Source organism: Chryseolinea sp. T2 (genome assembly GCF_037203685.1).
Classification (GTDB): Bacteria; Bacteroidota; Bacteroidia; order Cytophagales; family Cyclobacteriaceae; genus Chryseolinea.
The window spans coordinates 300,813-322,411 of the sequence record NZ_JBBCAU010000002.1; the positions used below are offsets into that span (position 1 = coordinate 300,813).

A 21,599-nucleotide genomic window follows, 5' to 3' on the forward strand; every position below is an offset into this window, starting at 1 on the left:
AGTTCCCGTGAGACTTTAAAATAACTTTGAACAAAGGTCGTCTTATGTGAATAGGACGACCTTTCTCTTTGTTCTCTATTTCAAGGTCAAATTGAAGTTCAAGGTCAATTGAAGCACATATCATGAAAGCCCGGATTATGACAACGATTTTCTTTGCGATATTTTTTGTGGTAGTCGACTACTACTTATACCAGGCCGTACTTTTGGCCACGGGTTCATTGACGCCCGCCTGGAAGCAGGGGTTGAGAGTTGCGTTTTGGATACCCACAATCCTTGCATTCGTCGCACTGGGATGGTGGATGTTTGGTGACCCATATAAGTACAGTGCTCAGTTCCGGACCTGGGTGATGACGGGGCTTGTGGCCCTTTACTTCTCCAAAATCTTTGGTGTACTGGTATTGTTCGTAGATGACATTACCCGTGGCGTTAAATGGGTCTCAGGACTATTTAACAAGTCAGCCACTCCCGGCACCGGAAATGTAATTCCACGCTCCGAATTTCTGGCGAAAGCCGCACTGATTGCAACAAGCGTTCCTCTTGGTGCAATGGCTTATGGCGTGATATCAGGTGCCCATGACTATCGGGTTCGGAGGAAAACTGTATTACTTCCTAATCTGCCGAAGGCGTTCGATGGAATCAGAGTGGCGCAGCTATCCGACATCCATAGCGGAAGCTTCTTCAACAAGGTCGCGGTGAAGGGCGGTGTCGAGATGGTTTTGAATGAAAAACCAGATGTCATTTTCTTTACCGGTGATCTGGTGAACAACGAAGCTTCAGAGGTGGAAGAATACATTGACGTTTTTAATAAGCTGAGAGCGCCGATGGGCGTCTATTCAATCACCGGTAATCACGACTATGGCGATTATCACAGATGGTCCAGTCTGAATGAAAAGCAGCAGAATTTCAAGGACCTTAAAGAGGCTCATAAGATCATGGGCTTCGATCTGCTGATGAATGAGAACAGAATTCTGAAGCAAGGCGGTGATGAGCTGGCAATATTAGGCATCGAAAATTGGGGCGGACGTGGATTTGCCAAGTATGGAAAGCTGGATGAGGCATATGCCGGCACCGAGCATGCGCCGGTGAAAGTCTTATTGTCGCACGATCCAAGTCACTGGGATTTGCAGGTGAGACAATTGTATCCTGATATCGACCTAATGCTTGCTGGTCATACGCATGGGTTTCAATTCGGTGTTGAGATCGGAGGATATCAATGGAGCCCGTCACAATATGCCTATAAGCAATGGGCCGGCTTGTATCAGGAGGGTAGCCAGTACCTGTATGTCAATCGTGGTTTTGGATACCTTGGATATCCGGGGCGAATTGGAATGCCTCCGGAGATAACGATTCTTGAGCTAAAACGGGCCTGATCATATTACGCATTGTGTCCTTTCACTTTGGACTCCGGCAATGCGTGATTCCCACTGACCGCTCGGAGATTCCGATTGGGTTACGAAATAGTCCGCGACGGCACAAGCTGCCGAAGGGTGCCGAGTGCCTCCATCTCGGTTGTCATCTTGTTGTAGAGGGAGCGGTAGACTGTTGAAGTGATATCATACACTGCCCGGTATTCGGGGCGAGGCATGAAAGTGGTTCGTGAAGTCTCAGACTCAAGATGCAGGTTGTCCATCAAACCGGCGACTCCCAGCCCAATAAGCGCAGCACCAATCGCAGAAGCATCCTCGTCGTGTATCAACACTATCGGCTTGTTAAACATATCGGCCAGGATCTGTAGCCATTCTGATGAATGCACAAAGCCCCCGCTAACATGGACCTTATCGATTACGAGCCCAGCGGTTTCCATTTCAAGGAGGATAGTGTACAATGCCATTGAGATGCCTTCCACGACAGCTCGCGTGAAATGAGCCTGACTATGGTAGTTCCGGATACCAAAGAATGACCCGCTTGCTTCACTGTTCCATATTGGCGCGCGTTCACCGAGCAGGTAGGGGAGAAATATTAGTCCGTTGGCTCCGGGTTCCGTATCGCTGATTGCGTCCAGAAGTTTTTCATAGTCAGCCTCCGATGCTAGTGTGCGCTGAAGGAATTTCTCCGCGTACCACTTAAGCACCACACCCCCGTTATTGATGGGGCCACCGCTGATGAACAGATCATCAAACAGCTTGTAGTTAAAGATCATTGCGCTATAGTTCAGCGTTGGCCTTTCACCAGCAACACGAATGGCTCCACTGGTTCCTATTGTCAGCGCTGCAGTCCCGGGTGTGGTGGCAAAGCTTCCTACATTGGCGAGGCACCCATCGGACGAACCAATTACGAATAATGTGGACTCACTAAGGTTTAAACGTGTAGCCAACTCGTTGCCTGCCGGACGGGAGTGATCAGTTGGAACAAGTTCGCCAAGCTGACCGGCACGGAGGCCACATAGCTTCAGAGAGCGTTCATTCCATTGATTGTTTTCAATGTTAAACATCCCCATCGCCGACGCGATAGCGTAGTCTGTTTCATATACACCAAACAGACGAAACCAAATGTAAGTCTTGATAGAAATAAAATGCGCCGCCCTTTTAAATAATGGCTGTGCGTGATCCTTCATCCAGATGATCTTACACAACGGCGACATAGCATGGATAGGTGTACCGGTTTCGTTGTATATAAGTTCGCCGTAAGCGGAGCGTCGTAATTCTTCAGCAACGGAAGCGCTTCGGTTGTCGGCCCAGGTGATCATGTTGCTAATCGGCTTTCCATTGTCGTCAGTAAGCAATATGCTATGCATAGCGCTGCTTAAAACAACGGCAATCGGAGTATCATCGATCAGAGCTGTCAGATCAGTTATGCACTTTACAACTGCGTTCCAGATCACATCAGCGTCTTGTTCACTGTAGGTCGGTTGTGGTTGAAGGGTAGGGTAGGATGCCTGACAAACTTCCAGGACCTTTGCAGTCCCACTAACGGCAACAGCCTTTGTACTGCCCGTGCCAATATCAATTCCGATTACGTAGCCCATGAACTATTAGTGAGGGCATGAATTTAATAATTAAAACATAAGGGCACCTGTTTTTTCAGGTGCCCTTCGGTCTGGTTAGGTAAACTTCCGTTTACAAGGTGCTTTCAACGGCCAACGTACTAATGGTGCTCGAGATGCGCCTGCTCGTCCCGGCGACGAATATTGTCAACCGAAAACCGGCCTGCGCCGAAAATAATAAATGTGATTAGACCCAGCAGCACTATGATGGAAAGCCAAAGCTCCATGTGCTGACCCAGGGATAAAAATCCTTTTGGCGCGTTTACCAGGAACACTGCACCGATAAGGATGGGCAACTGTATTACACAGGCAAAGCGTGTATACACGCCGAGCAGGATCATAGGCCCGCCCAGAATATGAGCAAAGGCCACGTAGTGCGCAATGTTAACTCCCGCGAAATATGCATTCAGACCTTGCGTGGTGATCTCTAGTGTACCAATGTGAGTAATGAAATAGAGTCCCTTGTAGGTAATGAACAATCCGAGAATAACACGAAATAGATCCAGAAATCCGGGGCGGTGACTATTACCCCAGCGTTCCATGTCAGAGATAATATTCATAATGATGTCGTTTGGAACTATACAAAGTTTACGAAAATCCGATGAGAATTGAAAGTCAGATGAATGGAATAATACATTGCTGTGATCGTTACTGCAATGGAACAAACAAAACGATTTCATCTATCGCCGAAGGTAATGCATGTGGGGGACTGTGAAGGCCAATGGTGAAGGGCCCGAAGATTACATGGTAAAATCTGAAGGACTTAAATAATGACGCAGAAAGCTGAATAGTGAAGAAGAAGGCTAATGGTGAAGAAGAATGAAAAAGGGCCGCTTGTTAAGCGGCCCTTTGAAATTCGAGTGATTCGTGTATATCTGTAAAACAGAAATCAGTAGTCGTTGTTGCGGCGATTGAAACCACCGCCACCGCTGCCTCCACGATACCCACCACCTCCACTGCGTGGAGCATCTGTGCGAGGTCTTGCTTCGTTAACTACAAGTGTCTTTCCAAGAAAATTGAAACCGTTAAGGCTCGTGATCGCTTGACGCGCAGCGGATTCATCTGCCATTTCTACAAACCCAAAACCGCGGCTGCGTTGGGTAACCTTGTCCATTACAATTTTGGCAGAAGAAACTTCGCCATACTCTTCGAATAATCCCTTCAATTCTGGTTCTGATGCTTTGAATGGGATGTTGGCAACGTAAATGTTCATTGTTAAAAGTAATAAATGAGAAATTAGTTTAGGTCAACTGACAAACTTTGACTTCAACTACTCGCGGTTTAGAGAGGGCCGGTACAAAATAAGTTCAATCAACAGTTAAAAGTAGCAATAAAATTTGACTAATGGGAAAAGATTACAATGTGGTTTTTTTTGATATTTCGTAACGTACCGCGCTGTGTACTATTTTCTACACGTATTTTAAGGTCGTTTTGAGTCAACGATTGCACGTAGTTAACCGCCGGAATCTGCAACTTATCCGCCAAAATCTGCATTTTATCGCTAAAACCTACATGCAATGGAGAAGCAGAAGTGCCCGAATGCCAAATTTTATACTGCCGGATACGGCGAGATAGTCCGTAAGATTTTTCAGTTTTAGAACCGCAATGTACTCTAAAATTTTGTAGAGCGTCAGAAAAACGCCATCAGACTTGGCCCTCCGGCGTTGCTACCCTTAGTAGGCTCTTTCTATCACGCCTGACCCATAAACCTTCTTCTGAGCTGTTTTCGTATTGCCCTTGTGTTTCACAGCACCGCTTCCAAGAACCATGGCATCAAGTGTATTGGTGACATTCAGGAAACATGACCCCGAGCCAGTCACCTTTGCCTTTGCTGTCTCCAGACTGCAGTTATATGCGTTTACTGCACCGGTGCCGCTAACCTGGGCATCCATAGATGAAGCATATCCGCGCACGTTTAAAGCACCAGGACCGCTCACTTCAGCTTTTATCGTGTTACCCTTAAGGTCGATATCGATCGAACCGGCACCTGAAACTCCCATGGTGATATAGTCTGAAGCAATAGAATTTTCAGACACGACTTTGCCGCCACCATTGATTTGAATGTCGTTGATGTTCTTAATGCTCACATAAAGCTTCATCGTTGGATTCAACTTGATGTCGTCGATCTTGGCCCAAATACTCTTGTTAGGATTGTCAGGCTTGCGTTCAACATTAACCATCAGAATTCCATTCTCTACCTTAACTTCGGTGAGGGAGAAAATTTCAGTAAGTGCTTCGATCGTAACTTCCTGCTTGTTCGTCTGTTTGAGATAAACAGTGTAGTTGGAGTTTACATAGATCCCCTTGAATTCAGGAAGTTCAAGTACCTTCTTTGTCGTTTGTGCCTGCGCCAGTTGAGTAAAACCGAGAACGACCAGCGCCAATGCAAATACACGTTTCATAATTGTTGTTTTTAGGTTAGTCAAATAACCTTCCTAATCGTCGCATTTTGAAATCATCGGACGACCCATAAGGGGACTGGTCGCCAGGGAGGGCCGAATTATGGGTCAATTCGGAGAAAACCTTACTTGCCTTTTCTGAAGATAGCCTTCATTATCAATACAAAGGCTATCCCGCCTATGCACATGATAAGGATTACTTCCGGGGTTATTTGGTTAACCGCATGCATAATGAGGTGGCAAAAACGAAAACTAGAACTGAATACGCAACTGAAATCGTACATCTCTGCCGACGGAATAATGTCGTCCTGTTTGGCCGGGCTCCTGATATTCAGGCAAAATATTCGTGGTCTCGGCGTACCGGGCCCAAACCGTAAGGTGCCGTGTAATATTGTATTGCAACATTATCATCTTGCGTATACCGGTGCCGTTATAAGCGGGCATGGAATAAGCAAAAAGAACATCATTCTCATACGTGTATAAACGGTTGTCATAGTCTTCAGCATCAAACAAAGCATATCGGGCCACCAGCTGAAGTCCTTTTACTTTCAAACTCACGTCCTGTGAAAGAGCAAGTCCGGTTGTAGCTGTTCCATGTTCCGAAAACCTGCTTATCTGGAGTTTCGTAATGAATCGTACAAGCTCGCGAAGACCAGTTTCGGCATGAATCCAATAATTATGTTTGACACAAGCGTTCTGTACATATGCTGCCTGATCGAATGATGAATTCCTTGCTTTGAACTCCTCCCTCGCCTGGAGGAAAATCATCACATTCCGCGACGGCTGATAGCTGAAGCGCCAAAGCCACTCATGCCCAAATGAAGGACTATACGCGCGATATCGAAGCCACGGAAAGGAGAAAAGATCCAGATACCCTGTCAGTGAAATTTTTCGGTTGAATTGATGTCGCCATCCGAGATATATCCCGCGCTCATTTGTCGGCGTGCTGTTCTCGCTAATGCCATTTGTGAATCTCGTCTGGAAATCAGGCGCATAGTTTCTTGCAAGCAACGCTACGTCAAGTCCCTTCGTAATGGACCCTAATATGCCAAGTACTGAACCTGTGCCGCGACCCAGTTCTTTTGTGAATTCGCCGAATGTGGAGAGACGACCGGTATTGTATGTAAAAAATATGCCGACGTGAGACAAGATCGTTCCGCGAAAAGCATACTGGTTGTATTTCGCCTCATTTGGAGTAACCGGTATCTCAAAGCTGCTACGATCAAAAATCAACCCCGCTTCCAGGGTACGAATTCGCTTTGACAAAACCACTCCGATCTGAGTATCATGAATGCGCTGCCTTGCTTCCATTTCACCCACTGTACGATGAAGGCCTGACTTTTGAATTGATCTGGTGACTGCCTTACCATTTAGTGTATCAACCGAAGCATCCCGAAGCGCACGTGAACATATCAAGGTAAGTTCAAGTTTTAGCGGGAGTGAGAGTGTTAGCCCAATGCCACGCATGTTCCCTGCCTCATAGGCTGACGTGTAAGGCACGATCCCGACATTCACGCGCCGCATTGTAGTTATTGTTTCTGCGCCTTTACCGGGGCCAAATGCTCCTCCAAAGACCAGGCCCTGGCCAAACTGAGCCTGCAGATCGCCTACAATCAGATTCTTGATCACGCCTTTGTTTTGAAGTTGGGCATGAAACGACCATCGGTCAAACCCATAGTATCGACTTCTGCCGTTCCATTCTATTGGTTCCCCCGGATCTTTCTCCGTGTTAAATCCGAAGCTGAAATCACCGGGACGTTGAGAACGAAAACGCAACAAAAGATGCTCCGCCGATCCCGTGTAAGGCGGATGATCTTCGCCAGCATTCCACGCTCGCGAGAGACGCATGATGAGATAGTTGTCACTCTCGGCCCTGATGCGTCGAACAAGAGATCGATCAATCGAAGCGGAACGATTCTTCACGGTCACAAATGGACGAAGTTTTTCAATCACGTCTAATGGTAATCCTGGTACTGCCTGCAACTCGTACACGGAAACAAAGTCGCCATTCTTTGACCGATAAGCATGAATTGCCTGAAATTGTTCCTGCGTTAATAATCCAAGTGAAAGCAGTGATTCAATATTTGTTTCATTCAGGTTCAATGGTCTTGAAAGCGTCTGCAGAAGTCCCTCGAAGGATGCTTCAAATGTGTCGTCGTCTTCAGGAGTTCCAACAAGGTCCTCCGCTAAACGGGTAATTTCTGCCTGGCGCTCTCCATCCTGACAATGCGCTGTTACAGCGATAATCATTGTAATCATACCTATCAATAATGGTACAAGTGCCTTCATAGGTCTTCTGCGGATTGTTCATTCTTCCTTGTTAATCGCGGTGTAAAGGCAAGAGAAACCTGATGTCTCAGTCCCAGCGCCTGCACATAGACAATGCCGTAGTCGGACGAAAAATGCCTAAGATGGAATCCTATCCCCCCTGTGAGTGCCTGTGGATTTAGTTGAAACCCAATCCTGGATTTTACTTTCTTATGGAGGATGAATTCCAAACCAGCTCTTCCTGTAGCCGTATCGTTAATTCGTTTCTCCACCTCTGTGGCGACGATCACATTTTGCTCCAGGGTGAAGAGTAGGCCAGCAGTGAGGACCGTCGGTAATCGCTCATCAGACTGCTTCGACAGCCACGGTTGATTTACATTGGTAATGTGTGCTCCTACGATAAGCCACGACGTCAGCTCAGTTATAGCTCCCATGCTAACTGACCATACCGATTTGCTTCCCATTCCATCAGCAGCATAATTGATCAGGTTCAATTTCATCCCCACCTGAGTGTGGCTCCATTTTGTTGCTGCTCCCAACGCCGCAATCTGCTCGTGGTAAACTTCGTCCCCGAACCTGTACAGGCTTACGCCCAACGCGACTTTTCCCGGATGAACCAGAGTACATCCCATTTTCCCAAGTGCAGGCAAGGCAGGCAGTGCATCGTAACTGATGGCAATCGAACTTCTTTTTGTCCCTGCAAGCCCGGCTACATTGTTTAACATCGACCATTCGTCTGTTAAACAAGCGGTAGCATTTCCCATGCCCTGGCCCCGCGCACCCGTTATTGGGGTTGCGCTTTGGGCCAGAGATGGGCTGGACATACAGAAGGAAAAAGTTCCTGCGACCAGGATGCAAAGCAAAAAGTAATACACAACGATAGACTTGCTTTAACAACATTGCGGAAGCAATATCACCACGCCTTAGGCCACGGCGGAAACAAAACGCCGCAGCATTTCCTTACTGAATTTTAGCAGGATAGTTGAAGAGCAAAATGTTGTAGGTTGCTAAAGTTAGCTTATAGGGCCACAGCTGATATATGGATCAGATAACTACACATGCCAGCACTGGCACAACGTTATCAGATAAAAGAAGATGTGTGGGAATAAGTTCAGAACTCCTTTTTAATGTGAAAGAAGAAACCGCTCTCGCCTTCACCGTTGAAGGAATATTCTAATCGAAGTACAGCGTCATATGATGCAACAATGTCGATTCCTCCGCCAGCGCCGGTGAGGAGTTTGTTCGCCATTCGACTGCTGATTTCATAATTGTCGTAGTTCTTCACATATCCGAGATCTCCGTACGTTTTGATATAAACTGAAAGTGGGAGATGTCGGAACTGGCGTATAGGCATCGCGTTTAGATTGTACACCCTCGAGAAGATTCGTTTCTTCACGGTCAACTTATTGAGGGCATAGTTTTGTCCTTCGATTACATAGATTTCATAACCCCTTACAATACGTCTCTGATAACCAATCCCTCCATTTACAACGTATGGTACACTGGCTTGTGCGCTCAGATATCCGGTCGTACTATTTGATAAATAAAAGTTGCTGCCGAGGTTAATATACTTGGCAAATGTCACCGTTCCCTCTGTCTTGTGGAGATCGTCACTCGAGGTCAGCCCAAATTGTGTGAACTGAGCAAGTAGATAGTGTCCGGTAAGCGGATAACCGATATAGTCGCGATGATCGTTGCTGAAAGAATAAGAGAGTGTGCTGTATCGTGCCTCCAGATGCGCGTCACCGAGATAGTTGGGGTTTAGCAACGCAATAGTGTCATTGATGGAAGTTGATCTGAACTCATATCGAAGTGAGTGCGACGTGTAGAACGATTTCCGGTAGGTATATGTAACGCCTCCGCCACGCGTTACTCGCAGCAGATTTTCTGCTTCAAGATAATCCAGCTTATGATCAAGCGTTTGGTAAGCCAGGTTCTTAGTTTCTGCAAAATCGAAATCCAGAATAAGCCCCTGTTTCTGCTTTCGGTCGATGTAGGGAAATCTATAGGATATTTCGAAGCGTCTTTGAAATCCGAACTGGGCTGTAAGACGCAGTGTTTCATTTCGTCCGCGCATATTGAATTGATAGAGTCTCAATCCATAGTTAACGCGACTGAAATCGTGATTATAGTTCTGCCACCATTCGTTAAAGTTTCGATCGGCAAGTTCGAAGATAGGAGAGGGGAACGTATACCATCGCTCGTTCACTTCAATCAGAAGATCAATTGTGCCATTGGCATAATCAAGTACTTTGATTTCGACGGTGTTAAACAGGCGCGTGTTGATCAGCTTTTTCCGGTCGAGATCTACGATGATCGGAAGCTCAGCACTGTTTACAACGTCACCCGACTTAACAGTCAGTTCGCGCAGGATGATTCGTTCTTTGGTAATCCGGTTTCCAACGATAAGTATTCGATTAACAGCGAGTGGATGCCCTGTTGAATCCATCGGCATTCTGCCACGCAACGGGCGCTTAATGGTATCAATTGCAATGTTTGATGCAAAGTTTGTCTTCAGGGTAATCTCTGTCGCCAAAGCACCTCTCAAACTCAATAGGCATAAGACACAAACAACAATTACCCGCATCTCGCATCACTAAGACTGCCTGATTGGCAAAACGTTTAAACTATTTTGATAGCGCGTCGCTGGGTCGTTTTAACATATAGGAACGCGCCAGAATTATGACGCCCGCAATCACCAAAGGGATACTCAAGATCTGACCCATGTTGAGCAGCAAATTGTCTTCGAAAGATTCCTGGTTCTCTTTAAGAAGCTCGAAAACGATTCGAAGGCCGAAGCACCAGATGAGAAATATTCCGAGTAATCGCCCGGGCGGTAAATCATTCCTGTAATGGTTCCATATCAGGAACAACAATACGAAGAGAACGACACAGGCAATTGACTCGTAAAGTTGGGCGGCATGTCGCGCAATTCCGAAGGTACTGATCCGCGCGGCAACAACACCGTCGGTAGTGGTAGTGACGTCGGTGGTCATGTTTTCACCTCCTGCGTCAAAGAATTCATAAAGATTATGGGCAAGAATGTTTCTTGCGTTGAAGCCTGTAAAGTTAGTGGCCTGTAGCTCGGTAGTTCCCTTCTTGAAGAACAGATATATGTTGAGCGGCACACGTCCATTTGATCCCAACGGAATCGAATCGTTGTGTTTGTAAATAACGGTCTCAACAATATTCTCGCGATCCACGCGGGGGTCAGTTACCGATTCAGTGAACTTGTTCACAAATACGACTCCATAAGACTTGTCGGTTGGCTTGCCGATGATTTCAGAGTTGAAAAAATTTCCCAAGCGAATCAGAGCACCTGTCAGGGCAACCACAACGACGATGCGATCAACTACCTGGAGATAACTTTGACCCGGGCGGTTTTTGCGCGCATATAACCACAACGCAAAAAGTATCCCGAATGCACCTCCGTGACTGGCCAGTCCCTGAAGACCTGTGAATCGAAACGGATTGAGTTCAAACGGCAGGAAAACGCTTAACGGTTCCTCCCAAAGCATCTCAGGTTGGTAGAAAAGTACGTGGCCGAGGCGCGCCCCCACGATAGTCGCAATTACCATGTAGATTGTCAGTGTATCCACATCCTTTTCTGGCTTTCCTTCTTTTTTGAACATGTAATAAAGTACCTGTTGGCTTATGAGAAAGCCCAATGCGAAGAACAAGCCGTACCAGCGAAGCGCAAATGTACCCTTAGAAAAGATCTCCGGGCTTCCGTTCCAAATGATGAAGTCAAGAATGGTCATAGGTGTCAAATATAGATACTATTGGTATGGGTTGAAAAGGTCGTATTCGTCAGGTCTCCGCCTGGAGCTTGTTAAGCTCGTCAGCAAACCCAGAGGACAGTATGGGAAACCGGCACCAGGTCCGGGGATCAACATTGATGTCGTCAAGGTGAAATGCCGGAGCAAGTCTTTCCCGTTTCCATTGGTTGGCTGCCCACAGCCGGAAGAACTTGGTAATGTGCGCCTTTAATTTTACCCTGTCATGCGAAGCCTTCATTAAGCGATAAACTTCGACTGGCGACCTGCGGTGTTCTATGGCGTGCGTTTCAATCTCAACGAGAACGCGATAGGGCATAAGGTCGTCTTCGTCGGTTTGCTTATTATCGGGCGGCCTGAGCTCGGCTGTAGGTTGAAGATTGTTAACGTAGGCAAGACCTTCATGGCCAAGCGTTGATTGTGCCCATCGCAGCCATTCGAGAATGAACACCTTGCTAAGTCCGGCAATAGGAGCAAAGCTTCCACTTGTGTCTCCGTCCATGGTTGCATAGCCAACGTCTCCCTCACTGCGATTCGAGGTCGTTAGCAATACCGCCCGGTGAACATTGGCAAGCATCCAGATAATGGGCGAGCGAGCACGTGCCTGTATGTTTTGCATCGCGATGTCGTCTGTTGCCCAGGTCAGGTGACGCTGAATAGCATTTTCAATCTTAGTCGTGTAGGAAGCCACTTCTTCATCGATAAGCCAGTGATGAAATTGAGCTCCTATTGATTCAGCAAGGTGCCGTGCTGCTTGAAGAGTCTGCTCCGACGAGTTTCTTGTTCCCTGGTAAGCGCAGGTAAGCAGTTGCCCTACGGCCGACTTCCAGTCTTTTGTGTTGCTGTCTAGTCCGAACTGAGCGTTGAATTTTTCCCATCCAAGGGATGAGGAGGCGCGCTTTACCATTTCAGCCACCATGATTGCGCAGGCTGACGAGTCGGCGCCGCCGCTTAGTGAAAGTACAAAGCCACGTGCCCTGCTTTTCCTCAGGTAGTCGAACAACCCTAAGGCTACTGCCTGAGCCAGCTCCTCGTTTCTTTCTTTGTTGTCCTTGCTCCTGATCAGCTTCGAGTCCGCGGGGTCCTGAATGTTAACTTCGGTAGCAAGTACCTGGAACCGATCGAACGACAATCTCTTGTTTACGGCAAGCAGGCGGCCCACCTGGCCAATGATGATGTCACCGTCGTAAATCATTCTACCCGCCTCGTTGCCCAGAAGATTTGAAAATACATAGACGCATCTGAAATTCTGCGACCCCTCTATTACCACTTCTTTCTCGCGCAGCAGACTTTTGACCATGGCAAAGTGGCTCGCACTTGGATTCATGATTACATCGACTCCACGTTTGCAAAGTCGAAATCCGGGGCGGTCTTTCTTGCGCCATGCATCTTCACAGATTTCAAATCCAACCCTGACGCCATTGACCGTATAGATAAGGTCACCCACCTGGATACTTTCACCAAATCTCTCGATTTCAACAATGCGATCTGACTTCCACGCATCGAACCAACGGGGCTCATAGTGCACGCCGTCGCGTGCGAGGTTTTGCTTAAAGGTGATGCCCAGAATTTTTCCATCTTGAATCAGGCATGCTCCGTTGTAAACGATATCCTCTATGCGCACTGGAAGGCCCACCGATACGGCAATGCCCTTGCAATGATCGCGAATCTTCAGTAACTCTTCCCATGCGCGAAGGGGAACCCATTCGCTGAGGAACATGTCCTCGCATCCATATCCGGTGATACACAGCTCAGGAAGGCACAGCAATTCGATGCTTTGACGCTTCGCTTCTGCAACGGCGTCAAGAATGTTTTGCGTATTGTTTTGCCAATCTAACGGGATCTGGTTAACCGTCGCGCCTCCGATTTTCACACTGGATCAGTAATTAGTTCAACATGGTCTCCTATGCGACCTTCCCCCGCTAGCTATTAATAAGATTCAGCATCTCACAGGTCTTCAACGCGGCATCTTGTTCTGCTTTCTTCTTGCTATTTCCATAGCCGGTTCCTTTGGCTTCGTTGTCTACCAAAACCTGGGCAGTGAATTCCTTATGGTTACGGGCCTTTTTCACATTTACAATCTCAAACTTTACGTCCTTGCCCTCCCGTTGTGCCCACTCGATGACCTTGCTCTTGAAGTTCGTATCTGAATTCACGAGATCATCAACATCGTAGTTCGGGTTGATCAGCTTGTCAATTACAAATTTCTTTGTTCTGATATATCCTTTATCGAGGTAAATCGCACCAACAATGGCTTCGAGCGTATTGCCAAGAATTACCTGCTGCAGGTGTGCGTTCTTTTGATCGAATTGAACAATGTTGGCTACTCCAATCTTTCGGGCGAGCAGGTTCAGGGCCTCGCGGTTAACGATACGAGATCGAATCTCCGTAAGGAATCCCTCAGGCTTGAAAGGAAATTTCTTGAATAGAAAGTCCGCGACAGCTGCTCCGAGAATCGCGTCGCCCAGATATTCAAGGCGCTCATTTGACTCCTTGTATCCACGGCCATTTTCCTTGGCAATAGAACTATGCATGGTAGCCAGGCGATACAATTCCAGATTCGAAGGCGTAAAGCCCGCGATGTTCTGAATCGCCGCCACAAGAATCTTGTCCTTATTCGTTTTCCCTTTGGGAATTTTAAGAATCTTCCAAACCAAGCGAAATGTAGCTAGTTAGTCAGCGCTAAGTTAACAAATAAGAGCATTGGTATCACATACTACCGCCACTCCCCGGACTGAAGGTAAGGGTTTGATATCTGGAATTGAAAGACGGGAATTGAAAGTTGAATATTGAGAGTTGAGAATTAACAAAGGGCATTGTCGGGCCTTAACAAGAAAGGCCCCATGATGGGGCCTTTTTAAATTCTCAATTTTTAACTTTCAATTCTCAATTCTTAAGCTTTCAGCTTACTCAGAATGATCGAGAAATTGTGGCCTCCAAAGCCAAAGGTGTTACTCAAAGCAATATTGACTTCGCGTTTCTGGGCCTTGTTGAAGGTCAGATTCAGGCGGGGGTCAAGCCCCGCATCGTCAGTAAAGTGATTGATGGTCGGAGGTATTATAGACTCGTTAATAGCCAGGAGACAAGCAATGCTTTCAATTGCTCCGGCAGCACCAAGCAAGTGACCTGTCATGCTCTTTGTGGAGCTGATATTCAACTTGTAGGCGTGCTCTCCAAACACCTTCTGAATGGCCTTTATCTCTCCAAGATCGCCTAATGGGGTAGACGTACCGTGGGTGTTAACATAGTCAACGTCTTCAGGCCTAAGTCCGGCTTCTTCAAGTGCATACTGCATCACTTTGATGATCCCGGCACCTTCCGGATGTGGGGCTGTGATATGGTAAGCATCGGCTGACATGCCGCCACCGAGAACTTCTCCATAAATCTTTGCCCCGCGCCGTTTGGCGTGTTCGTATTCCTCAAGGATGAGTGCACCTGCACCTTCGCCAAGCACAAAGCCGTCGCGGTCCTGGTCATAGGGCCGTGAGGCAGTTTCCGGCGAATCATTTCTCTCCGACAACGCCTTCATGGCGTTAAATCCGCCGACACCAGCTTCGCAGACAGCCGCCTCTGAGCCACCAGACACAATGATGTCAGCTTTACCCAGTCGGATAAAGGTGAATGCATCATACAAAGCGTTAGTGGAAGAAGCACAGGCTGACACGGTGACGAAGTTCGGACCGCGGAAGCCATACTTAATAGAAATATGTCCTGCACTCAGGTCAGGAATCATCTTGGGAATAAAAAAGGGATTGAACCTTGGATTGCAGTTCCCCTTTGTATAGGACTTAACTTCTTCCTGAAAGGTCAGTAACCCCCCGATACCCGAGCCCCAGATAACCCCAGCACGATCGGGATCGAGTTCAGCTAGCGGGAGGTTTGAATCTTTAATGGCCTCATCCACAGCGACCATGGCATACTGTGCAAAAGGGTCCATCTTTCGAGCTTCTTTTCTATCCATGAATTGCCCAACCTCGAAGTTCTTCACTTCGCAGGCAAACTTGGTTTTGAACAGAGAAGCATCGAAGTGGGTAATAGGCGCAGCTCCACTCGTCCCGGACTTCAGGCCCTCCCAGTATGCCGGCAATGTATTGCCGATGGGAGTAAGTGCACCAAGTCCAGTAACGACTACTCGCTTTAACGTCATTTTCGATGGGATGTGGTTGTATGGCGGAAGAGCCAGTTCTTATTTCTTCACGTTTTGTTCCAGGTATGAAATTGCCTGGCCAACAGTTGAAATATTTTCAGCCTGATCGTCCGGAATTGATATGTTGAACTCCTTTTCAAACTCCATGATGAGCTCAACGGTATCAAGCGAATCAGCGCCCAGATCATTTGTGAAGCTCGCCTCAGGAGTAACTTCAGACTCCTCCACGCCGAGTTTCTCAATGATGATCTGTTTTACTTTTTGTGCAATTTCAGACATGTTTTTGTGGTTTAATGATTTTAAAATCTGTGCAAAGAAAGAGATTTGCGACAATATTGTCAAACTTTTTTGATCTTGCCGAAATGGCCTGAAACCCGCCTTCCTGCGTTTGAAAATGCGAAAAAACAAGTTGATAATAGACTATGAATATGACTTCAACTTGGTTGGGATCATATCAACTGCGAAAGGGTACAAGGTCGCCTGGGAACTCAATCAGGCATTGACTATACATCTGGTCAAGCAGCCTGATTTGATCGTCGGTTTCAAAAATAATGTGGAAAAAGGCTTTGATTACTACAGTCATCAAACACAACTCAATCGTTTGAAATTATTCAAAAACCGGCCAACGGATCCAGACGCCGGAAAGTATTATCTAATCCCTGAGTTTCCTCACTATGATTTCATAATTTTGGCGGCTATGGAAGAATACGATAAGATGCAATCTCTTGTGCAGTCATTGAAATCAATCAATTCCATTCAGTTAGCCGCAATCATTCCTCTCGAAGGTCTCAAGTCAAAGTCGAATTTTATTTTTTAATTGCGATGTGCTGTAATCTAACTATGACGACCACCACATCGAACTACCTATAACCATATGCTTGATAAGCTTGATAAGACATCGTTTAACAAAACGAAAATTGTTGCCACCGTCGGGCCTGCGTCCAACACAAAAGAAATGCTGCGTGCACTCATCAGAGAAGGCGTCGCTATTTTCCGCCTCAACTTTTCTCATGGTACGCACGAGGATCACCTTAAAGTCATAAAGTTTGTTCGTGAACTGAATGAAGAACTGGGGACACAAATCGGTCTTCTCCAGGATCTTCAGGGACCAAAGATCCGGGTCAATGAAATGTTGCCCGACATTACCATCGAGCGGGGACAGAAATTAACCATCACTACGCGCGAACTGGTGGGCAACGGTGAAATCGTAAGCACCTCCTACAAAAGTCTCCCCAAAGACGTTAAGACTGGGGATATGATTCTTATCGACGACGGTAAGATTGAGCTGAAAGTTCTGGAAGTTAAGGACGGGGACGTAGTTACCGAAGTCGTGTATGGCGGCCCGCTGAAGTCCCGAAAGGGCATTAACCTTCCTTTTACCAAAGTGTCAGCGCCTTCGCTCACCGAAAAGGACCTTCGTGATCTCGAGTTTGGACTTCAGAACGAAGTGGACTGGATTGCATTGTCATTCGTACGCAAAGCCGAAGATATTCATCAGATGCGTTCCATCATGGACGCTGCAAAATCAACGGCGCGCATCGTCGCGAAGATTGAAAAGCCAGAAGCACTTAGCAACATCGATGAGATCATCGCTGTGACTGACGCTGTGATGGTTGCCCGCGGAGACCTCGGTGTTGAGATCTGGATGGAAGAAGTTCCAATGGTACAGAAGATGCTCGTTGAGAAGTGTAACGTGGCCGGCAAACCGGTAATCGTGGCGACTCAAATGATGGAAAGCATGATCGAGAACCCGAGGCCTACACGCGCTGAAACAAACGACGTGGCCAACGCGGTGATGGACGGTGCCGATGCCGTAATGCTTTCAGCAGAAACTGCTTCAGGAAAATATCCGCTCGAAGTAATCCGAAGCATGGTACGCACTGTTGCATCAGTGGAGAAAAATCCAACGATGTATTACCGCTTCCGCGATGTCAATAAGAAGTCAGCAACCTACATTCACGATAACTTTGTACTCGCCGCCTGTAAACTTGCAAAGGATGTTGGTGCTAAAGCTATCGTAGGCATGACTCAGTCAGGTTACACAGCGTTCAAGTCTTCATCGTACCGCCCTAACGCAAATATCTTTGTGTTTACAAGCAACAAAAGTCTCATCAACAAGATGAACCTCGTTTGGGGATCACGCGCGTACCTTTACCAGAAGAACAGCTCTACTGACGAAACTATCGCCGACGTAGAGTCAATTCTCAAAGCAAACGGCCACGTTAAGTCAGGCGACATCTTTATCGTTCTGGCAAGCATGCCGATTCAGGAAAAATCAAGGACAAATACGATCAAAATCAATATCGTCAAGTAATCAGAACCTGAAGACTTGAAAAATGATAAGAGGCCCCGCTTAGGGGCCTTTTTTAATTCTTAATTCAATCCCACCGGCTCAACCATCAAAACCGTCTCCCTCTCCACCACCACAGCTCCCGCCGGATCGCCTTTGCGCTTTCGCACATACTTCCTGGGAGTGACAGACACAGGACATAAAGTGTCTGTCTTGCGCTTGGAATACCAGGCTGCAAGTTGTGCCGCGCGTTCGATCACCGGTTTTGGAATGACCTTTCCCGCCTGATGCTTAATCAGCACGTGAGAACCGGTGACGTCCTTCGCATGTAGCCAAAGATCATCCTTGTACGCATACTGCTGGAGCAGCGTATCATTTGTCTGTGCATTCTTACCAATTAGAATACGAAATCCCATGAAATCGGTCTCGTGAAATGGAGCCGTTTCACTCTCCTCCGCTCCCGATCGGACCGGATGCCTGACAGCGACCGAACGCACGACCTTTAAATCCTGAGTCGTCGATAGGAGGGTGAGGTCCTTTTGCAGGGAATCCAGCTCTTGCTGTTTCTGGGTGATTAAGGTTTCAAGATGCCGGATCTCAATCTGCTGCTTCTTAGACTTCGCATAATAGATAGCCGCATTCCTCTGCATGGGAAGATCTCTCTGCAAACGGATCTCCTCGGGTTTATTATCGTTGTAAAAGTTTGGAAGCACGATTCGATCCCCATCATTTGTCACATGCAGATTTGCCATGATCAGATCGGCCCAAACTTTGAACTTGTCATAGGTCTCAAGTGATGATAAACGCGCGCGGGCGCGTTGCCAGGCATCAGATGCTAGTGAGAGCTTCTTTCTTAACCATGTTTCTGTTCTTCCATACTCTTGATCAAAGCCTTCCCTGGAGCGAAACCGCTGTGAAAATTCCGTGACCGACATAATGGGGTCATTGTATTCTTGTTGTATTTCGCCGACTGGAAGAAGGCTAAATGATACCTTGCCATCGAGCAATGTGATGTAGTAGGCAGGTTGCTCGAGCAATGCGAATACTTTTTTTATCGCGTCCCACCGTGCGCCGGTATCCAGACCGTTGAAACCCTGTTCACTCAGATAGGTCCACGGTATTTTGCCAAATGTAAAGTAGAGGGATGAAAGCCTGTCTTGATTTTGAATGAAGGCGTTGTAGCCGGTATCCATTGATCGGTCCAGTTGATCGGGATGGATAGTTTGATCAGCTACAAGGTTTGTTCGAAACATCTCCTCCTGCTGACCGTCGGCATAGGAAATGATATTCGATCGGTTTCCATGCAGCTTGAACAGCAGCAAAGTATCGTGTACAAAGTGAATTGTAAAGCTTCTGTCATATTGATGCTGCACAATGCCCGTTACCCGATTTCCTGTCAGTCCCTGGAAGAGGTCAACTGAGTTCTTACGCGCCCGCTGGAAGTTCTTCGGGAAGGATACACAGGTAAACGCGGGGCTCAGATTTGCACGCAAATGGAATGACCCTTGATGCGTCTCAAACCTCACAATCAGCTCGGCCTTCTCCTGCGAATAACATTCTGAAACTACAGCGTCACGCAGTATTGCCGAAAGATACCTCGTCTGATGCTGAAGAAAATGAAAGTTGTTTTGCATGATTCGCGTATACCCGCAACGTTAATTCAAAAATGCCAATCCTTCTGATAAGGTTCAGCAACAATCCGCTGCATGTTTGTCAAATTCAGACGCTTAGTCTACTCGGATCTCCAATCCGTCATATGCAAGCTGAACATTTGACGGAAGGCGCTTTTCAATTGTGCTGTGCAGTCCAAGCCGGTGACTGATGTGCGTAAAGTAGGCACGCTGAGGTTTTACCAGCGAAACGATTTCAAGTGCCTGCTCCAGATTAAAGTGCGACAGGTGTTGCTCGATCTGCAGGGCATTTAATACTAGCACCGTGGTGCCTTTCAATAACTCAAAAGTGCTGTCAGGAATGTGGTTGGCGTCCGTGATGTAACTGAACTTGCCGATCCGAAAGCCCATTACAGGTAGTCGAAGATGCATCACAGGGAGTGGCTGTATCGTCACGCCTCCTGCATAGAACGCTCCAGGTCCTATCTCGTGAAGTTCAAGTTTTGGAAGACCAAAGTATTGCTGCTTTTCAAAGATGTAGCCAAAGTCAGTTTGCAGTTGCCTGAGCACCTCGGGGGTGGCATAGGTGGGCATATCCATTTCCTGTTTGAAATTGAAAGCCCGTATATCATCTAACCCTGCCGTATGATCTCGGTGTGCATGGGTGAACAGGATACCGTCGAGGCGTGAAATATTTTCGCGTAGCATCTGCTGGCGAAAGTCGGGGCCTGTATCGATGATGAAACGCTTGTTGCCCACTTCGACGCAGGCTGAGGTGCGAAGGCGCTTGTCGCGGAAGTCAAGCGAACGGCAGACTTCACAGTCGCACCCTATTATGGGTACTCCTTGAGACGTACCGGTTCCCAGAAAGACTACTTTCAAGCTGCTTCCGTCTGATGCGTAAGCTCCTCGTATAACTTCTGACTCTTCTCGGTAAAGCGTGTGCCGTCAAGCTTCACGCCCTTCAAAATCTCAAGGAGTGCATTGATTTTGCCTTCAGTCGTGTAGAACTTATTGACGATGATGATCTTCTGTTCTTTCAACAAGCAATATCCCGACTTAAAATTACCCTTCTCATAGCGGAGCGTGTAATCCGACTCTGCTATCATGTCCTCAAATTTAGTCAGAAACTGAACCGTGTACTTAATCATCTCGCGTGGTTTTCTGGTGCGAAAGATAGCGAAAACCACCCAAGTAGTAAAAGGGGTGCTAAATTTGGCCCCGAATGGATAGCCGTCGAAAACTGATCGTTGTTGCTGGCCCCACAGCAGTGGGAAAAACGGCCATAGCTATAGCGCTGGCACAGCATTTTTCGACGGAAATTATTTCAGCAGATGCACGCCAGTTCTATCGCGAGATGAACATTGGAACTGCAAAACCAACACCCGAAGAACTTCAAGCAACACCTCATCATTTCATCGATTCCCATTCGATTACACAGTCTTATGATGCGGCAACCTTTGGCGATGAAGCTTTGAAATGTATTCAGAGACTTTTCGAAAACCACAGCCACGTGGTCATGTGTGGGGGCTCAGGATTATACATTAAGGCAGTTTTGGACGGCTTTGACGATATCCCTGAAATCGACCCGTCCATCCGACAGGACCTTCAGTCGGCATACGAAGAGGGCGGACTGGAGGTATTGCAGGACAAGATGAAGTCGCTGGATCCGGTTTATTATGAAAAGATCGATATCCGGAACCCTCAACGTCTCATGAGGGCGCTCGAAGTGGTCATAGGTACTGGTCAGTCGATTACTGTTTTCCAACAACGGAAGCGCCGCACGCACGACTTCGATATCGTGAGGATAGGGCTGGAGTTGCCGAGAGAGGAGTTATACAAACGCATTGATCTGCGAATGGATAGAATGATAGAAGAAGGACTCTTCGAAGAGGCCTCTTCCCTTTATCCTTTTCACGATCACAACGCATTGCAGACAGTGGGTTACACGGAGATATTCGATTACATGGATGGCAGGTACGATCGCGACGAAGCAATCCGGCTCTTGAAGCAGCACTCCCGTCAATATGCCAAGCGACAACTTACGTGGTTTAAGCGCGATCCCGAAATGGTATGGTTGCAACCCACCAACATAAACGATATTATTGACGTCGCTTCACGCTGAA

Annotated in this window: 19 protein-coding genes; 4 read left to right on the top strand and 15 right to left on the bottom strand. The window is 47.2% G+C overall.

Annotated features, from left to right (window positions below):
* The first annotated feature begins 122 nt into the window (after positions 1–122).
* On the top strand, positions 123–1,370 hold the full coding sequence (locus WBG78_RS06215) for a metallophosphoesterase (RefSeq protein ID WP_337325527.1): 1,248 nt from the start codon (positions 123–125) through the stop codon (positions 1,368–1,370).
* Positions 1,371–1,450: 80 nt separating this feature from the next.
* On the opposite strand, the gene WBG78_RS06220 is transcribed toward WBG78_RS06215, so the two are convergent.
* The 12 genes from WBG78_RS06220 to WBG78_RS06275 all read right to left on the bottom strand — a co-directional run bounded on the left by WBG78_RS06220 (position 1,451) and on the right by WBG78_RS06275 (position 15,852).
* Positions 1,451–2,965 (bottom strand): gluconokinase, encoded by a 1,515-nt coding sequence (locus tag WBG78_RS06220; protein ID WP_337325528.1) that lies wholly within the window; start codon positions 2,963–2,965, stop codon positions 1,451–1,453.
* 119 nt (positions 2,966–3,084) lie between these two features.
* A complete protein-coding gene (locus tag WBG78_RS06225; RefSeq protein WP_337325529.1) occupies positions 3,085–3,543 on the bottom strand; it encodes a DoxX family protein in 459 nt (152 codons plus the stop codon).
* A 329-nt stretch (positions 3,544–3,872) separates the two neighbouring features.
* The gene (locus WBG78_RS06230) at positions 3,873–4,196 is read right to left on the bottom strand and encodes an RNA recognition motif domain-containing protein (RefSeq protein ID WP_337325530.1); all 324 of its coding nucleotides are present in this window, start codon (positions 4,194–4,196) and stop codon (positions 3,873–3,875) included.
* Between the two features lie 460 nt (positions 4,197–4,656).
* Positions 4,657–5,385, bottom strand: a complete 729-nt coding sequence (locus WBG78_RS06235) for a head GIN domain-containing protein (RefSeq protein WP_337325531.1) — start codon at positions 5,383–5,385, stop codon at positions 4,657–4,659.
* Between the two features lie 249 nt (positions 5,386–5,634).
* Complete coding sequence (locus WBG78_RS06240) at positions 5,635–7,671, bottom strand: ComEA family DNA-binding protein (protein WP_337325532.1); 2,037 nt, start codon at positions 7,669–7,671, stop codon at positions 5,635–5,637.
* Positions 7,668–8,474, bottom strand: a complete 807-nt coding sequence (locus tag WBG78_RS06245) for a hypothetical protein (RefSeq protein ID WP_337325533.1) — start codon at positions 8,472–8,474, stop codon at positions 7,668–7,670. The genes WBG78_RS06240 and WBG78_RS06245 overlap by 4 nt, the downstream gene beginning before the upstream one ends.
* Positions 8,475–8,761: 287 nt before the next feature.
* Positions 8,762–10,198 (bottom strand): BamA/TamA family outer membrane protein, encoded by a 1,437-nt coding sequence (locus WBG78_RS06250; protein WP_337325534.1) that lies wholly within the window; start codon positions 10,196–10,198, stop codon positions 8,762–8,764.
* A gap of 79 nt (positions 10,199–10,277) precedes the next feature.
* Complete coding sequence (locus tag WBG78_RS06255) at positions 10,278–11,411, bottom strand: prolipoprotein diacylglyceryl transferase (protein ID WP_337325535.1); 1,134 nt, start codon at positions 11,409–11,411, stop codon at positions 10,278–10,280.
* 49 nt (positions 11,412–11,460) lie between these two features.
* Complete coding sequence (nadE, locus tag WBG78_RS06260) at positions 11,461–13,299, bottom strand: NAD(+) synthase (protein WP_337325536.1); 1,839 nt, start codon at positions 13,297–13,299, stop codon at positions 11,461–11,463.
* Positions 13,300–13,348: 49 nt separating this feature from the next.
* Positions 13,349–14,083, bottom strand: a complete 735-nt coding sequence (rnc, locus tag WBG78_RS06265) for a ribonuclease III (protein ID WP_337325537.1) — start codon at positions 14,081–14,083, stop codon at positions 13,349–13,351.
* Positions 14,084–14,319: 236 nt separating this feature from the next.
* Entirely contained in the window at positions 14,320–15,573 is a 1,254-nt protein-coding gene (gene fabF, locus WBG78_RS06270; RefSeq protein ID WP_337325538.1) for a beta-ketoacyl-ACP synthase II, read from the bottom strand.
* Positions 15,574–15,612: 39 nt separating this feature from the next.
* Positions 15,613–15,852 (bottom strand): acyl carrier protein, encoded by a 240-nt coding sequence (locus WBG78_RS06275; RefSeq protein WP_025537672.1) that lies wholly within the window; start codon positions 15,850–15,852, stop codon positions 15,613–15,615.
* A 115-nt stretch (positions 15,853–15,967) separates the two neighbouring features.
* Between WBG78_RS06275 and WBG78_RS06280 the strand changes: the two genes are divergently transcribed.
* Together WBG78_RS06280 and pyk are read left to right on the top strand one after the other, a co-directional pair.
* On the top strand, positions 15,968–16,390 hold the full coding sequence (locus WBG78_RS06280) for an IPExxxVDY family protein (protein ID WP_337325539.1): 423 nt from the start codon (positions 15,968–15,970) through the stop codon (positions 16,388–16,390).
* 57 nt (positions 16,391–16,447) lie between these two features.
* Positions 16,448–17,887, top strand: a complete 1,440-nt coding sequence (gene pyk / locus WBG78_RS06285) for a pyruvate kinase (RefSeq protein WP_337325540.1) — start codon at positions 16,448–16,450, stop codon at positions 17,885–17,887.
* A 59-nt stretch (positions 17,888–17,946) separates the two neighbouring features.
* Here pyk and WBG78_RS06290 read toward each other — a convergent pair whose 3' ends face one another.
* The 3 genes from WBG78_RS06290 to WBG78_RS06300 form a co-directional block, all read right to left on the bottom strand.
* Positions 17,947–19,497, bottom strand: a complete 1,551-nt coding sequence (locus WBG78_RS06290; protein WP_337325541.1) for an NFACT RNA binding domain-containing protein — start codon at positions 19,495–19,497, stop codon at positions 17,947–17,949.
* 93 nt (positions 19,498–19,590) lie between these two features.
* Positions 19,591–20,355, bottom strand: coding sequence for an MBL fold metallo-hydrolase (locus WBG78_RS06295; protein WP_337325542.1), 765 nt, complete (start codon positions 20,353–20,355; stop codon positions 19,591–19,593).
* The gene (locus WBG78_RS06300; RefSeq protein ID WP_337325543.1) at positions 20,352–20,624 is read right to left on the bottom strand and encodes a hypothetical protein; all 273 of its coding nucleotides are present in this window, start codon (positions 20,622–20,624) and stop codon (positions 20,352–20,354) included. The genes WBG78_RS06295 and WBG78_RS06300 overlap by 4 nt, the downstream gene beginning before the upstream one ends.
* A 74-nt stretch (positions 20,625–20,698) precedes the next feature.
* Between WBG78_RS06300 and miaA the strand changes: the two genes are divergently transcribed.
* Entirely contained in the window at positions 20,699–21,598 is a 900-nt protein-coding gene (gene miaA / locus WBG78_RS06305; protein WP_337325545.1) for a tRNA (adenosine(37)-N6)-dimethylallyltransferase MiaA, read from the top strand.
* The last annotated feature ends 1 nt before the right edge of the window (position 21,599 follow it).